The 14,593-nt window shown below is 62.4% G+C and carries 12 protein-coding genes; all 12 read left to right on the top strand.

The window, feature by feature from the left end; genetic code table 11:
• The first annotated feature begins 85 nt into the window (after positions 1 to 85).
• The 12 genes from JFN90_RS07815 to hypF all read left to right on the top strand — a co-directional run bounded on the left by JFN90_RS07815 (position 86) and on the right by hypF (position 14,482).
• Complete coding sequence (locus JFN90_RS07815) at positions 86 to 1,927, top strand: MEDS domain-containing protein (protein WP_199394552.1); 1,842 nt, start codon at positions 86 to 88, stop codon at positions 1,925 to 1,927.
• Between the two features lie 26 nt (positions 1,928 to 1,953).
• Complete coding sequence (locus JFN90_RS07810) at positions 1,954 to 3,324, top strand: sigma-54-dependent transcriptional regulator (RefSeq protein ID WP_199394551.1); 1,371 nt, start codon at positions 1,954 to 1,956, stop codon at positions 3,322 to 3,324.
• A gap of 351 nt (positions 3,325 to 3,675) precedes the next feature.
• On the top strand, positions 3,676 to 4,596 hold the full coding sequence (locus JFN90_RS07805) for a sensor histidine kinase (protein ID WP_199394550.1): 921 nt from the start codon (positions 3,676 to 3,678) through the stop codon (positions 4,594 to 4,596).
• Between the two features lie 62 nt (positions 4,597 to 4,658).
• A complete protein-coding gene (gene hypA / locus JFN90_RS07800) occupies positions 4,659 to 4,991 on the top strand; it encodes a hydrogenase maturation nickel metallochaperone HypA (RefSeq protein WP_199394549.1) in 333 nt (110 codons plus the stop codon).
• Between the two features lie 248 nt (positions 4,992 to 5,239).
• A complete protein-coding gene (locus JFN90_RS07795) occupies positions 5,240 to 6,349 on the top strand; it encodes a hydrogenase small subunit (protein ID WP_199394548.1) in 1,110 nt (369 codons plus the stop codon).
• Positions 6,333 to 7,259, top strand: a complete 927-nt coding sequence (gene hybA / locus JFN90_RS07790) for a hydrogenase 2 operon protein HybA (RefSeq protein WP_199394547.1) — start codon at positions 6,333 to 6,335, stop codon at positions 7,257 to 7,259. Before JFN90_RS07795 ends, hybA begins: the two co-directional genes overlap by 17 nt.
• Positions 7,259 to 8,596, top strand: coding sequence for a Ni/Fe-hydrogenase cytochrome b subunit (gene hybB / locus JFN90_RS07785; protein WP_199394546.1), 1,338 nt, complete (start codon positions 7,259 to 7,261; stop codon positions 8,594 to 8,596). Before hybA ends, hybB begins: the two co-directional genes overlap by 1 nt.
• Before the next feature lie 34 nt (positions 8,597 to 8,630).
• Complete coding sequence (locus tag JFN90_RS07780; RefSeq protein WP_199394545.1) at positions 8,631 to 10,310, top strand: nickel-dependent hydrogenase large subunit; 1,680 nt, start codon at positions 8,631 to 8,633, stop codon at positions 10,308 to 10,310.
• A 299-nt stretch (positions 10,311 to 10,609) separates the two neighbouring features.
• On the top strand, positions 10,610 to 11,095 hold the full coding sequence (locus JFN90_RS07775) for a HyaD/HybD family hydrogenase maturation endopeptidase (RefSeq protein ID WP_199394544.1): 486 nt from the start codon (positions 10,610 to 10,612) through the stop codon (positions 11,093 to 11,095).
• A gap of 37 nt (positions 11,096 to 11,132) precedes the next feature.
• A complete protein-coding gene (locus JFN90_RS07770) occupies positions 11,133 to 11,315 on the top strand; it encodes a twin-arginine translocase TatA/TatE family subunit (protein WP_199394543.1) in 183 nt (60 codons plus the stop codon).
• A gap of 17 nt (positions 11,316 to 11,332) precedes the next feature.
• A complete protein-coding gene (gene hypB, locus JFN90_RS07765; RefSeq protein WP_199394542.1) occupies positions 11,333 to 12,187 on the top strand; it encodes a hydrogenase nickel incorporation protein HypB in 855 nt (284 codons plus the stop codon).
• A 21-nt stretch (positions 12,188 to 12,208) separates the two neighbouring features.
• Positions 12,209 to 14,482, top strand: coding sequence for a carbamoyltransferase HypF (gene hypF / locus JFN90_RS07760; RefSeq protein WP_199394541.1), 2,274 nt, complete (start codon positions 12,209 to 12,211; stop codon positions 14,480 to 14,482).
• Positions 14,483 to 14,593: the final 111 nt, after the last annotated feature.

Here is a 14,593-nt window from a genome sequence, read left to right as displayed (position 1 = left end):
CCCTTGTCTTATTGCAATGGCGTTGTGTTCCAGTATATTGTGTTGGTATTTTTTAATGTCCACCCCCAGTGAGGAGATCACCCCGATGGAAGAAGAAAAACGCGCCTCAGATATCGCGGACATCGGAGTAGTCAACAGCCACGACCACCTCTGCCTGCTGTATCAGGACGACAGCGAGGTGCTGAACCTGGTGCTTCCCTTCATCCAGAAGGGAGTGGCAACAGGGGAGCGCTGCGTCTACCTGCATGCCGCACAGGATAAGCTGGAGCGCCTGCTGCAGAACGTGGTCGAGGTACAAAAGCAGGATTCCGGCGCGCTGGTCCTGTTGCCGGTCAAGCAGACCTGGTTCAGCGGCGGGGCCTTCAAGCCGGAACGGGTCATGGAACTGTTGCGCAACATATGCTCAGGCGCCGCTAGCGAGGGCTTCAGCGGGACCCGGATCATCTGCGATATGGGCTGGGCCGTGAAGGACCCCAAGTCGCTCGAGCTTTTGCACCGCTTCGAGCGCGATCTCACGGCGTTTGCCGAGGAGCAGGACACGGCCCTTCTTTGCCTGTACGACCGGCGTGTTTTCAGCCCGGAACTGCTCCTGGAACTGGTCCGCATCCACCCGGGCCTGGTCAGCGGTGGCAGGGTATGCCAGAACCCGCTCTTCATCCCGCCGGGGCTGCAGCACCGCAAGAAGGCCGCCGTTTGCGAGCTTGACATCTTTCTGGCCGCCTCGCAGCGCATGACCATGGTGGAGGCCGAAAGCGAGCGGCTCAAGCAGGAGTTGGAACAGGCCTATGCAGCCTTGGCCCGCAAGATCTACGAGAACTGGCAGGAAGAGGACACCTTGCGCGCCAACGAGCAGCAGATCCACGAGAAGGACGAGGCCCTTTTGGCCAACCGCAGGCGCCTGCAGACCATCCTGCAGCACCTGCCGGTGATCATGATGGCCTTCGATAACAGCGATCGCCTGGCAGCCTGCAACCACGAGTACGAGCGCATCACCGGGTTTAGGGTCGAAGAGGTGATTGGTAAGCCGATGCTGCAGCTGCTCCAGGTCGAAGGGGCTTTGCGCGAGGACGTGGTGTCGGCGCACCCGCCGCAGGGGGGGGACTACCGGGGGCGGGAATGGAGTCTGCGTTGCAAGGATGGCTCCCCCAAACTCATCTCCTGGTACAACATCTCGCGCTACGTGCCAATCACCGGATGGGTGAACTGGATCATCGGCCTGGACGTGACCTCCCGGGTGCAGGCGGAGAACGGGCTCAGGGTACTCAAGGTGGAACTGGAGACCCGCAGCGCGGAACTGGTGGCGATTGGACAGGCGGTATCGCACGACCTGGGGGCGCGCCTGGAACGGATCAGCGGGGATTGCGACCGGTTGCAGAAGCTGCAACAAAGCAAACTCGACCCTCCCGGCCGGGAACTGCTGGAGAGCATCGGCATGGCGGCTCGCGAGCTTTCCGGCACCATCACCGCTCTCGAGCGCATGACCGCGCTGACCGCCGCGGAGCTGCAGCCGGTGGAGGTCGATCTGAGCGCCATGGCCGCGGAGATCGCCGCGGAACTAAGCGGCCACGCCCAGCGCCCGGTCGATTTCCGGATCGAGGACGGGGTGACGGTCACCGGCGACAAGGACATGCTGCGTTTGGCGATGGAGCAGTTGCTCGAGAACGCCTGGCACAGCACCATCGGCGTAAAACATCCGGTGATCAGGTTCGGGACCGCCCAGGTCGAGGGGGAGCGCAGTTGCTATGTGAGCGACAACGGCCCCCGGCTCAGTGCCACCTTGCGCGAAGTGGCCGGCGCGAGCGGTAACGAGAGGAGCTGCCGCGACATCGGCTTGGCCACCGTGCAGCGCATCATCAACCTGCATCGGGGGCGGATTTGGAGCGCGGAGCAGGCAGGGAAGGGGGCGATCCTCTACTTCCAGGTCTAGCGCCGCCAAAGGCACAGAGGCCGGTCATGAAAAGCAACGAAGTGACGCCGCTGCCGGTAGTGGTGGTGGACGACGACCAGGACATGCTGCAGATCTACCGGGCCCTTTTGCAGGGTCACGGAGTCGGGCCGGTGCTGACTTTCGACGACGGCGACGGGCTGCTTCCCTACCTGCGCCGCAACGAGGCGGCCCTGGTGGTCCTGGACCTGGCGCTGCCCACCGTTACCGGGCGTGACCTCTTGCCCCGCCTGGTGGAAGAGTTCCCGCATCTGCCGGTACTGATCATCACGGGGGTGGCGGAAGTGGGGCAGGCGGTATCCTGCATGCGCGCCGGGGCCTGCGACTACCTCTTGAAACCGATCGACAACGTGCTGTTCCTCGCTGCCATCGACCGCGCGCTGGGCCCACCAGAGGACGAGCACCGGCTGCGCTGGCGGCGCATGCCTTTCCCCGACATCGTCACCGAGGATCCGCAGATGCTGAGGCTCATGAAAAGGGCTCAGGCGGTTTCCCACAGCGGTCAGCCGGTGTTGATCACAGGGGAGACCGGGGTAGGCAAGGAGCTTTTCGCGGAGGCGGTGCATCGCTGTTCCGGGAGCAAGGGAGAGCTGGTGACGGTGAACGTGGCGGGGCTGGACGACGCGGTCTTCTCCGACACCCTCTTCGGCCACCGCAAGGGGGCCTTTACCAGCGCCCAGGAAAACCGCGAAGGGCTGATCAGGAAGGCCGCTGGTGGGACCCTGTTCCTGGACGAGATCGGCGACCTGCGCGAGGGGGCCCAGGTGAAGCTCCTGAGGCTGATCCAGGAACACGAGTACCTGCCGCTGGGATCCGATGCGGCTGCCAAAACCGACGCCGGTATCGTGGTGGCCACCAACCGGGACCTGAGACAACTCCTCGAGCAGGGGAAGCTGCGCGAGGACCTCTACTACCGGCTGAGCTGCCACCGGCTCCACATCCCGCCGCTCAGGGAGAGACAGGGGGATATACCACTGCTGCTGGAGCATTTCGTGACCCTGGCTTCACGGCAGATGGGGAAGAAGCGCCCATGGTACCCCTCCGAGTTGCCGCGGCTGCTGCAGCGGTACCATTTCCCCGGCAACGTGCGCGAGCTGCAGGCCATGGTCTACGATGCGGTGGCCCTGCACGAGAAGGGGCCCCTGTCCCTGGCCGCCTTCCGCTCCAACATGAATGTACCTTCCGGAAAGGGGCTCACCGTGGAGGGGCACGAGGTGGTCACCGTCATCTTCAACGGATTCCCCAGCATCAAGGAGGCGCAATCGCACCTGATTAGCGAGGCGCTGCGGATGTCCAACGGCAACCAGGGAGAGGCCGCGAGCCTGCTGGGAATCTCCAGGCAAGCCCTCAACAACCGGCTCAGGAGGAAATCCGTCTGAGCCGTCTGCAACCGACGTTGCACCTGCCACAAACGTTGCCTACCAGTGACCCGCCTCCAGCAAGGCCCCGGCGCCATCTGCCATGAAACAGGTAAACCTTTATTGCCGGACCCGGCGCGCAGTTGAGGCGTATACCCGGACAAGTAGCCGAAATTACGAGGACAGGGTGGCAAGACGTTGTCGGCACGGTTGCTGCTGACAATAACAGGACGAACCCCGCGGCAAAGGTCGGGACGGGGATGACAGTGGAGCTGGGACGTCTATCCCGTACAGCGGTCTGCGGCCGCTGCAGGTGCACGGGAAGGCGTCACGGAAGCCCCCTCGGGGGTGCAGGTCAACAGGGGGTGCCCCATGACCGATACGTACAAGGCGAAGAGGAACAACGGGGAGGGCCGTTTTTTGACCATCGACAAGGAAATAGCGTCCAGCATGCTGAACGCGTCTTACGCGGTAGATCTCAAGTCGGCTGTCCATACCTCCCTGGAGACCATACGCAACATGCTCCTGGAGCGACCCAACAATGAGGAGATCAGCCTGCTGACCCAGCAGGTGGAGCGCCTGCTCACCGAACAGACCGAGCGGCTCGAGTCGATCAACAGGGACCTCGAGGCCTTCAACTACTCGGTGGCACACGACCTGTGCGCCCCGCTGCGCAGGATCTGCGGCTTCACCCGGGCATTGCAGGAGCAGTATGCCGGCAGGCTGGACCTGGAGGGGATGGATTACCTGGAGCGCATCTTCAAATCGAGCCAGCACATGAACGAGCTGATCGAGGCGCTTTTGCAGCTCTCCCAACTCTCCTACCTGAGCCTGAAGCGCGAAGTGGTCGATCTCTCCGAGATTGTCAGCGACACCGCGGCGGATCTGGCGCAGGGAACCCCTGAGCGCAAGGTCGAGTTCGTGATCCAGCCCCGTATCCGCACCTTCGGCGACCACAACCTGCTCGAGATCGCCATAAAGAACCTGTTGAGAAACGCCTGGAAGTTCAGCCAGATGCGCGAGGTGGCCCGCATCGAGTTTGGTGCCCAGGAGAGTGCCTCGGACAAGACCTGCTTCGTGAAGGACAACGGCATCGGCTTCGATATGGCCAATTCCGAAAAGATGTTCCACGCCTTCCAGCGCCTGCACAGCTCCAGCGAGTTCCCGGGTAACGGCATCGGCCTCACCACGGTGCAGCGCATCATCAACCGCCACGGTGGGCGCATCTGGGCCGAAGGAGAGATCGACAAGGGAGCCACCTTCTTCTTCACGCTGCAGTCGTGCATCACCTGAAAAGCCCCTTTTGCTGCGGGCACCGATCTGCTATCATCCCTCCACATTAAAATGGAGGCGGCATGCACGAGATGAGCATAACCCAGAGCGTGGTGGAGATCTGTGAGGGGCACGCGGCGGGGCGCAAGGTTATAGAGGTGGTTCTCGAGATCGGGGAGCTGTCCGGGGTGGTGCCGGAGAGCGTGGAATTCTGCTTCGAGGCCTGCACCAAGGGGACCCTGCTGGAGGGTGCCAAGCTGACCATCGAGGAGGTGTCTGGCCGGGGAACCTGCCCCGCCTGTCACGGTGAATTTCCCCTGCAAAGCCTCTTCTCCCCCTGTCCCGGGTGTGGCGCCTTCGGCCTCGCCATCGTCTCGGGAGAGGAACTGAGGGTAAAGGAGTTGGAGCTGGAATGACGGGGACTGGCTCCGCAGGTGCCTGTCCCCCTTTCTCCCTTTTTCCACCCTTGGGACAAAATGATACAAAGCAGGGACAGAAGTACCCAACAAAATGAGGCAAAGAAAGGCGCCGCGCGGAGAGCTTCCGCGGGCGCCCTTTTTTTTGCCCAGTGATTCCAGTGTATTACAATTTCAAATTTTGTTTACCGGATTGGCACGGGTGTTGCCGTATACGGGCGGTTTGATTTATCTCGAGGAGGCTTGTTATGAAAGAAGAGATGTTTTGCGAAGGGGTCACCCGCAGGAGTTTCATGAAGGCCTGTGTCACCGCCACCGCGATGATGGGGCTTCCCTTCGCCATGCATACGCAGGTGGCCGAGGCCGTTGAGAAAAACGGCAACCCTGCGGTGATTTGGCTTCACTTCCAGGAGTGCACCGGTTGCTCGGAGTCGCTGTTGCGTTCGTCCCACCCGACCATTTCCACCTTGATCCTGGACATGATCTCGCTGGACTATCACGAGACCCTCATGGTCGGCGCCGGGCACCAGGCCGAGCAGGCTCTGCATGATTCCATGAAGGCCAACCACGGCAAGTACATCCTGGTCGTGGAAGGCGCCATCCCGACCAAGCAGAACGGCATCTTCTGCAAGGTCTCCGGCAGGACCGCCCTCGAGTCCCTGCAGCACGCGGCCGAAGGCGCCGCCGCCATCATCGCTATCGGCACCTGCGCCTCCTACGGCGGCATCCAGTCAGTCTCCCCGAACCCGACCGGCGCGGTCGGCGTGAAGGACATCATCAAGGATAAGCCGATCATCAACATCCCGGGCTGTCCGCCGAACCCCTACAACTTCCTGTCCACCGTGCTGTACTACCTGACCTTCAAGAAGCTGCCCGAGTTGGATCAGCTGGGCCGTCCGAAGTTCGCCTACGGCAGAAGGATCCACGAGCACTGCGAGCGTCGTCCGCACTTTGACGCCGGCCGCTTCGCCAAGGCGTACGGCGACCCGACCCACGCCCAGGGCTACTGCCTGTACAAACTGGGCTGCAAGGGCCCCGCGACCTACGCCAACTGCTCCGTGCAGCGCTTCAACGATGTCGGCGCCTGGCCGGTTTCCATCGGTCACCCCTGCATCGGCTGCACCGAGCCGGACATCCTCTTCAAGACCGCCATCGCAGAGAAGGTGCAGATCCACGAGCCGACGCCGTTCGACAGCTACGCCCCGGTGGACCTGAAGGAAAAAGGGAAGGGTCCGGACCCGCTGACCACCGGCTTCGTCGGTCTCGCGGCAGGTGCGGCACTCGGCGCCGGCGCGATGCTCGCCAAGAAGCTTCCGGCCGGCGAGGCGCAGGAGGATGCCCATGAAAAAGACAAGTAGACGCGATTTCCTCAAGCTCGCCGGCGCCGCCGGTGCAGGGCTTGTGGCCTGCGGCGCGGGTAGCGCCCTGGCCAACGAGGGACTCCAGGTCAACAACGATGAGCTCGGCATGCTCTACGACGCCACCAAGTGCGTCGGCTGCAAGGCGTGCATGTCGGCCTGCAAAAGGGTCAACTCCGACTACGGCTCACTCTCCTACGAGAAGGCGAAGTTCGACGAGGATGGTCTGTGGGATGCCCCGAGCGACCTCTCCGGCTCAACCCGCACCCTGATCAAGCTGTTCAAGGAGAGCGAGAAACGCTGGAGCTACGTGAAGTACTCCTGCATGCACTGCCAGAAGCCCTCCTGCGTTTCGGTCTGCCCGGTTTCGGCCATGACCAAGGAGAAGGTCTCCGGCATCGTCGATTACAACAAGAACACCTGTATCGGCTGCCGCTACTGCCAGATCGCCTGCCCGTACAACATCCCGAAGTTCCAATGGGAGAAGGCGGTGCCGCAGATCGTGAAATGCGACCTGTGCAAGTCGACCAACCTGCGCGAGAAGGGGATTACGGCCTGCGCCGAGACCTGCCCGGCCGGCGCCATCAAGTTCGGCAAGAGAAAGGACCTCCTGGAGGAGGCGCACCAGAGGCTCAAGGACGCGCCCGACAAGTACGTGGCCCACGTCTACGGCGAGCACGAAGGGGGGGGCACCAACCACCTCTACCTCGCCTCCATGCCGTTCAACAAGCTCGGTCTCCCCGAGATCAAGCCGGAAGCTCCCGCCGAGTTCTCCGAGAAGATCCAGCACACCATCTACAAGGGCTTCATCGCCCCGGTGGCGCTGTACAGCACCCTCTGCTTCATTGCGGTGAAGAACATGAAGAAACACCAGGGGCACGACGACGATCACAAGAAGGGGGGTAAGTAATGGGACACAGTGAAGAATACCAGAAGCTGGAAGGTAGAATCTTTACCAAATCCTTCTTCATCCTCCTCTCCATCGTGCTGCTCGGCTTCTACTTCGTCGGTGTGCGCTACGTGAAGGGTATCGGCGCCGTCTCCAACATGAGCGACGGCTACCCCTGGGGTATCTGGATCACCTACGACGTCGCCACCGGCACGGCAATCGCCTGCGGCGGCTACGCGGTCGCCATCCTGGTCTACATCAGGAACCGGATGCAGTACCACCCGATGATCCGCTCCGCGATCCTCACCTCCATGTTCGGCTACGGCCTGGCCGGCTTCTCGGTCATGGTCGACCTGGGTCGTCCCTGGAACGCATACAACTTCTTCATCCCGAGCAAGTGGCAGGCGAACTCCGCCATGTTCGAGGTAGCGCTCTGCGTCATGGCCTACTCCACGGTCCTCATCCTCGAGTTCCTCCCGGCGATCCTCACCTCGATCGAGAAGAGCAAGTGGGATCGCATGAACGCGATCCGCAACTGGCTGCACCCGAAGATAGCACCGGACAAGAAGACCATGGAGGACAAGCTGGAGATGGTGCGCCTGGGAGCGGCCTGGCTCAACCCGCGCCTGAACAAGGTCCTCATTTTCTTCATCGTCCTTGGCATCACGCTGCCGACCATGCACCAGTCCTCGCTGGGGAGCCTGCTCCTTATCGCCTCCACCAAGCTGCATCCTCTCTGGCACACCGGCTTCTTGCCGCTTCTGTTCCTTTTGAACTGCGTCTTCATCGGCTACTCCATCGCCATCCTCGAGTCGATCATCTCGAGCTACTCCTTCAAGCGTCCCTTCGAGATCGAGGAACTCTCCGGCCTGGCCGGGCTGATCCCGTTTGTTACCGTGATCTGGCTTACCGTCGTCATCGGCGACCTGTCCTATCGCGGCCAGATTCACGCGGCGCTCAAGGGCGACTTTTACTCCGGCTGGTTCATGACCGAGTTCCTGCTCATCGCAGGCGGTTCGCTGATCCTCTTCGTCAAGAAGTGCAGAAGGTCGGCACGCTGGCTCTTCATCTCGGCGTCCATGATCGTCCTGGGCGGCGCCCTGTACCGCTTCAACGTCTACCTGATCGGCTTCAACCCGGGCCAGGGTTGGAAGTACTTCCCCTCCTTCGCCGAGGTGATGATCACGGTCGGCATCGTGGCCCTGGAGATCTTGGGCTACAAGGTCTTCGTGGCGCTGTTCCCGGTTCTGCCCAACATGGACCTGCACGGCGCCCACAAGAAGAAGGGACACGCGAAGAAGCACAAGGGTGCCGAGGCAGAAAAAACTCTGCCGGCCGGCGAGGCGCACGCGCACTAACATTAATTAAGCAATAAGCCTTTTGGAGGAATAAATGTCTAGAATCACGCTTGATCCCATCACCCGAATCGAAGGACATCTGAGGATCGATGTCGAAGCAAACGGCGGCAAGGTCACCAACGCCTGGTCCTCCGCCCAGATGTGGCGCGGCATCGAGGTCATCCTCAAGGGGCGCGCCCCGGAGGACGCCTGGAGCTTCGTGCAGCGTTTCTGCGGCGTCTGCACCACCGTGCACGCCATCTCTTCCATCCGCGCCGTCGAGCACGCCCTCGACGTCGAGGTGCCGCTGAACGCGCAGTACATCCGTAACATCATGATCGCGCAGCACTCGGTGCAGGACCACATCGTCCACTTCTACCACCTCTCGGCTCTCGACTGGGTCGACATCGTCTCCGCGCTGAAGGCCGATCCCAAGAAGACCGCGCAGATCGCGCAGAGCATCTCCGACTGGCCGGGCAACTCCGAGAAGGAGTTCAAGGCGGTGCAGGACAAGCTGAAGGCGTTCGTAGCCGGCGGCAAGCTCGGCATCTTCGCTACCGGCTACTGGGGCCACCCGGCGATGAAACTCTCCCCGGAAGTGAACCTGATGGCGGTCGCCCACTACCTGAAGGCACTCGACTACCAGCGGAAGGCTTCCCAGGCCACCGCGATCCTCGGCGGCAAGAACCCGCACATCCAGAACCTCGTGGTCGGCGGCGTCGCCACCGCGATCAACACCGAGAACATCGCGACCCTCAACATGGAGCGCCTGATTTACCTCAGGACCCTGATGGAAGAGACCCGCGACTTCGTCCAGAAGGTCTACTATCCGGACCTCCTCGCCATCGCCGGCGCCTACAAGGACTGGTTCAAGTACGGCGCGGGCGTCACCAACTACATGGCGGTGCCGGAGTTCCCGGAAGATACCAAGAACACCAAGTTCATGCTGCCGGGCGGCGTCGTCATGGGCGGCAACATCGGCGGCATCAGGATGGTCAAAGATCACCGCGACGACTACCTGATCAAGAACATCAAGGAGAACGTCACCCACGCCTGGTACGAGGGTAACGGCACCCTGCATCCTTGGGACGGCGAGACCAAGCCGGACTACACCGACTTCAAAGAAAACGGCAAGTACTCCTGGTGCAAGGCTCCGACCCTCGACGGCAAGCCGGTCCAGGTCGGTCCGCCGGCACAGATCATGGCCGCTTACGCCGCAGGAAACCCGAAGGTCAAGAAGCTCGTGGACGGCGCCGTTTCCGCCCTGGGCATTTCGCTCGGAGACATCCACTCCACCATGGGCCGCCTCTTCTGCCGCGGCGCTCGCGCCCACGTCATGGCCGACCTGTCGCTGGATAACCTGGACAAGCTGATCGCCAACATCGCTTCCGGCGACCAGACCTACGCCAACCACACCGTGATCCCGAAAGGCGAGTACAGGGGCGTCGGCTTCCACGAGGCGCCGCGCGGCACCCTGTCCCACTGGATCGTGATCAAGAACAAAAAGATTGAGAACTACCAGGCCGTCGTTCCCTCGACCTGGAACGCCGCGCCGAGAAACGACAAGGGCGAACTCGGTCCCTACGAGGCATCGCTGGTGGGCAACCCGATCGCCGACGCCAGCAAACCGCTCGAGGTGCTGCGTACCATCCACTCCTTCGACCCGTGCATCGCCTGCGCCGTCCACACCGTGGACCCGGAAGGGGCAGAGATCACCAAGGTCAAGGTACTGTAGGGCGAAAGGGGACTGGCACCTCACGGAGCCAGTCCCCATCAACGGGCAGGGGACTGGCTCCGCAGGTGCCGGTCCCCCTCTCGCAGATGGTGGCCGGGACTGGAGAACAGCGGTTAGGTATGTTGGGTAGGGCGGCACAGATTCGGCAATTCCACAAGGCCTAGGGGGCGCGCGCCAGCGAAAAAAGCTTGTGCCGCCGCCGGTACTCGTTTAATTTAGAGCCTGGTTTTGCTAGCCCCCAGTCCCTAGTTCCTAGCCCCTGGTTTTCCCCCCGGTCTTTCTTTTTTTCTGGAGGTTATATGCAGGTTCTCATCTATGGCGCCGGCAACCTGATCCTCTCCGACGAGGGGTTCGGCGTCCATTTCGTTAGACATTTAGAGCAGCATTACCAGATCCCGGAGAACGTCGAACTTTACGACGGCGGCACCTTGGGCATCATGGTGCACTTCAAGTTCGAGGAGGCCGACAAGGTCATCCTGGTGGACGTGGTGCAGGCCAAGGGCGAGCCGGGTGACATCTTCCGCTACGAGCGCGAAGACATCATGCTGAAGAACATCCCGGTCAAGATGTCGCCGCACCAGATCGGCCTTCAGGAGATGCTCCTGATCTCCGAAATGCGCGATGCGCCGAAGCCTGACCTCACCTTCTTTGGTATTGTTGCCAAGTCCCTCGACCCGGGCGACCAGCTCACCCCGCCGCTTCAGGCCGGGCTCGAGAAGGTGGCCGCCCTGGTGGTCGAAGAGCTGGCCAAGGTCGGCGTGGAACTGAAAAGGAAAGATGCCTGATCCGGTCAGCGGATCCGCGCTGAAAAGGAGAAACGATATGTTTGGATTTGGTTTGCCTGAGTTGATCATCGTAGCCGTCATCCTGCTGGTTGTGGCCGGTCCCAGCAAACTGCCGCAGTTCGGCCAGGCGCTGGGGAGCAGCATCAGGGGCTTCAAGAAGGCCATGAACGGCGAAGACGTGGTCCAGATCAACGAGAAGAACGAGAAGAAAGACGCCTAGTCCGGAGGTTGAACGATATGTGCGTAGACTGCGGCTGCGGCCCGAACGATAAGCACGACCATGACCATGAGCACGACCACGATCATCATGGACACCACCATGGGCACGGTCACGACCACGATCACGGGCATGACCATGACCATGGCCATAAGCACGAGCACGGACACAAGCACCACCATCAGCATGACCACGCCCAGGCAGTGGAACAGCCTGCCCGGAAGGTAGTGATCGAGACCGACATCCTCGCCAAGAACAACAGGATGGCTTCGGGCAACCGCGCCCTGTTCCGCGAGAAGGGGCTGTTCGTGCTGAACCTGGTTTCCTCTCCCGGTTCGGGCAAGACCACCATCTTGGAGCGGACGCTGAGGGATCTGGCCGAAACCTGCCGCTGCGCGGTGGTTGAGGGCGACCAGCAGACCGACAACGACGCCATGCGCATCGCCGCTACCGGCGTGCCGGTAAAGCAGGTGAATACCGGCGCCGGCTGCCATCTCGACGCGCACATGGTGCTGCACGCTACGGAGAGCTTCGACCTGGACAACCTGGACCTGCTCCTGATCGAGAACGTCGGCAACCTCGTTTGCCCCGCATCCTTCGACCTCGGCGAACATCACAAGGTGGTGGTCCTGAGCGTCACCGAGGGCGAGGACAAGCCGCTTAAGTACCCGCAGATGTTTCACGCCGCCGACATCATGCTGCTCAACAAGGTAGACCTGCTTCCTTACCTCGACTTCGACGTCGAGAAGTGCAAGGAGATGGCGCGCCGCGTCTCCCCGGGCATCCACATCCTCGAGGTCTCCAGCAAGACCGGCCAGGGGATGGACGAGTGGTACGCCTGGCTCAAGAAAGGGATGGAGCGGTCCAAGGCTTAGTCCGGACCTTTCGGTAACGAGATGACCTCACGCGAGCGCGCCAGCCTGGAGATCGACGGCATCGTGCAGGGGGTGGGCTTCCGCCCCTTCGTGTACCGTCTCGCCCTGCGTTTCGGGCTTTCAGGCTGGGTGCGCAACACCGGCAAGGGGGTGCAGATCGAGGCGGAAGGGGATAGGGACGACCTGCTCGCCTTCAGCCACGCCCTGCGCGAGGATGCACCCCCGCTGGCCATGATCGGTTCGCTCAAGTTGGAGAAGATCGCGCCTGTCGGTGGGGACGGCTTCGTCATCCTGGAAAGCGCCAAGGCGGGGAAGGGGGGCGAGATTTCCCCCGACTGCGACGTCTGCGACGACTGTCTCGCCGAACTCTTCGACCCGAAAAACCGCAGGTACCTCTACCCGTTCATTAACTGCACCAACTGCGGCCCGCGCTATTCCATCATCACCGGCATCCCCTACGACCGTCCCGCCACCACCATGGCCGGCTTCGCCATGTGCGACGACTGCCTGGCCGAGTACCACGATCCGCTGAACCGCCGCTTTCATGCCCAGCCCAACGCCTGCCCGGTCTGCGGCCCGCGCCTGAGCCTTGTCGACCGCGAGGGAGTCGCCGTGACCGGGGATCCGTTGCGGCAGACGATCGAGGCGCTGAAAGATGGTGCCATTGTCGCCGTGAAGGGGGTGGGCGGGTATCACTTGGCGGTGGACGCCTGCAGTGAAGCGGCCGTGGGGCTGTTGCGCCGGCGCAAGAAGCGCGATGAAAAACCCTTCGCCATGCTGGCCCCCGACCTCGACTCCGTGCGCCGCCACGTGCACTGCTCCGATCTGGAAGGACGGCTCCTCGCGGGAGTGGAACGCCCCATCGTTTTGATGAGGAACCTCCCGCAGACCCCGATAGCGGAACTGGTTGCCCCGGGCAACGGCTGGTTCGGCTTCATGCTGCCGGGGAACCCTTTGCAACACCTGCTGACGCGCGGTTTCGGCGGTCCCCTTGTGATGACCAGCGGCAACCTCTCCGACGAGCCCATCGCCTACCGGGACGACGAAGCGCTGCGCATGCTCTCCGGCATCGCGGACCTGTTTCTCACCAACGACCGCGAAATCCACACGCGGACTGACGATTCGGTGATCCGCCTGTACCGGGGCGAGCCTCTCTTTTTACGCCGCTCGCGCGGTTACGTGCCGCGTGCGCTGGCGCTACCGGCCGAACAGGCCAGCGTGCTGGCGTTGGGTGCGGAGCTGAAGGCAACGCTTTGCCTCACCCGCGGCGCTCAAGGGTTCATGAGCCAGCACATCGGCGACCTGAAGAACGCGGCTACCATGGCCTCGCTCGAGGAAAGCGCGGCGCACCTGCAGCGGTTGCTCGAGATTTCTCCCGAGGTGGTCGCCCATGACCTGCACCCGGACTACCTCTCCACTGTGTACGCGCAGGGGCTGGGACTGCCGTGCATCTCCGTGCAGCACCACCACGCGCACATGGCGTCCTGCATGGCGGAGAACGGTCTGGACGGTGATGTGATCGGGGTGATCCTTGACGGGACCGGCTACGGCAGCGACGGCACCATTTGGGGGGGCGAGTTCCTGGTGGGCGGTTATGAAAGTTTCAAACGGCAGGGTTACTTTGCTCAACTGCGCATGCCCGGCGGTGATGCGGCGGTCAAGGAACCCTACCGCATGGCGCTCTCGGCGCTGTACCGGTTGCATGGTGCAGAGCTGTTCAGGCAGCCGTTGGCCGTCTGCGGCGAGGTGCAGGAGGCGGACCGAGCGCTATTTCTGAAGATGCTGGAGAAGGGAATCAATGCGCCGCTCACCTCGAGCTGCGGCAGGCTTTTCGATGCCGTGTCGGCGCTTCTAGTAGTACGGCACCGGATCAGCTACGAGGGTCAGGCCGCCATCGAGTTGGAGGCGCTCGCCGAGACGGGGAGCGCATCAGAGTCCTATCCGTACCTGGTGGCAGGGGAGGGGGAGGAGGTCATCGACTTCGGCCCGGCTATCGCTGCCATCTGCGCGGACCTTGCCGCCGGCAGGAGCCGCGCAGATATCGCCCGTGCTTTCCACCGCACCGTCGCGGCGGGGATCGTTGAGATGTGCGGACGGATCAGGACGGCACGTGGGCTGGACCGGGTGGTCCTGTCAGGCGGGGTGTTCCAGAACCGGCTGTTGACCGAGGACGTGGCGGATCAGCTTGCGGGAGACGGATTCAAAGTTTATTGCCACCGGTTGGTGCCGCCGAACGATGGTGGCCTTGCCCTCGGGCAAGCCGTCATCGCCGGGAGTCTTTTCCGGAGACAGTAAATGCTTTTGCTCCTCCCCCCGGAGAGGTTGGGAGGGGGGGATTGTTTGCACAGCCGCTACGCGCCCCCTCCCTATCCCTCCCCCTCCGGGGGCGGGGACACAGGCAAACCT

Origin of the sequence: Geomonas propionica, from assembly GCF_016458235.1 — a bacterium.
Classification (GTDB): domain Bacteria; phylum Desulfobacterota; class Desulfuromonadia; order Geobacterales; family Geobacteraceae; genus Geomonas; species Geomonas propionica.
Note: the sequence above shows the minus strand (reverse complement) of the source record. Positions and strands in the feature narration are given on the sequence as shown.

What these genes read in the sequence shown, in the direction of transcription:
- JFN90_RS07775 (WP_199394544.1), top strand. Translation starts at nt 10,610, where the DNA reads ATGCAGGTTCTCATCTATGGCGCCGGCAACCTGATCCTCTCCGACGAG.
- JFN90_RS07810 (WP_199394551.1), top strand. Translation starts at nt 1,954, where the DNA reads ATGAAAAGCAACGAAGTGACGCCGCTGCCGGTAGTGGTGGTGGACGAC.
- hypB (WP_199394542.1), top strand. Translation starts at nt 11,333, where the DNA reads ATGTGCGTAGACTGCGGCTGCGGCCCGAACGATAAGCACGACCATGAC.
- hypA (WP_199394549.1), top strand. Translation starts at nt 4,659, where the DNA reads ATGCACGAGATGAGCATAACCCAGAGCGTGGTGGAGATCTGTGAGGGG.
- JFN90_RS07795 (WP_199394548.1), top strand. Translation starts at nt 5,240, where the DNA reads ATGAAAGAAGAGATGTTTTGCGAAGGGGTCACCCGCAGGAGTTTCATG.
- JFN90_RS07805 (WP_199394550.1), top strand. Translation starts at nt 3,676, where the DNA reads ATGACCGATACGTACAAGGCGAAGAGGAACAACGGGGAGGGCCGTTTT.
- JFN90_RS07815 (WP_199394552.1), top strand. Translation starts at nt 86, where the DNA reads ATGGAAGAAGAAAAACGCGCCTCAGATATCGCGGACATCGGAGTAGTC.
- hybA (WP_199394547.1), top strand. Translation starts at nt 6,333, where the DNA reads ATGAAAAAGACAAGTAGACGCGATTTCCTCAAGCTCGCCGGCGCCGCC.
- hybB (WP_199394546.1), top strand. Translation starts at nt 7,259, where the DNA reads ATGGGACACAGTGAAGAATACCAGAAGCTGGAAGGTAGAATCTTTACC.
- JFN90_RS07780 (WP_199394545.1), top strand. Translation starts at nt 8,631, where the DNA reads ATGTCTAGAATCACGCTTGATCCCATCACCCGAATCGAAGGACATCTG.
- hypF (WP_199394541.1), top strand. Translation starts at nt 12,209, where the DNA reads ATGACCTCACGCGAGCGCGCCAGCCTGGAGATCGACGGCATCGTGCAG.
- JFN90_RS07770 (WP_199394543.1), top strand. Translation starts at nt 11,133, where the DNA reads ATGTTTGGATTTGGTTTGCCTGAGTTGATCATCGTAGCCGTCATCCTG.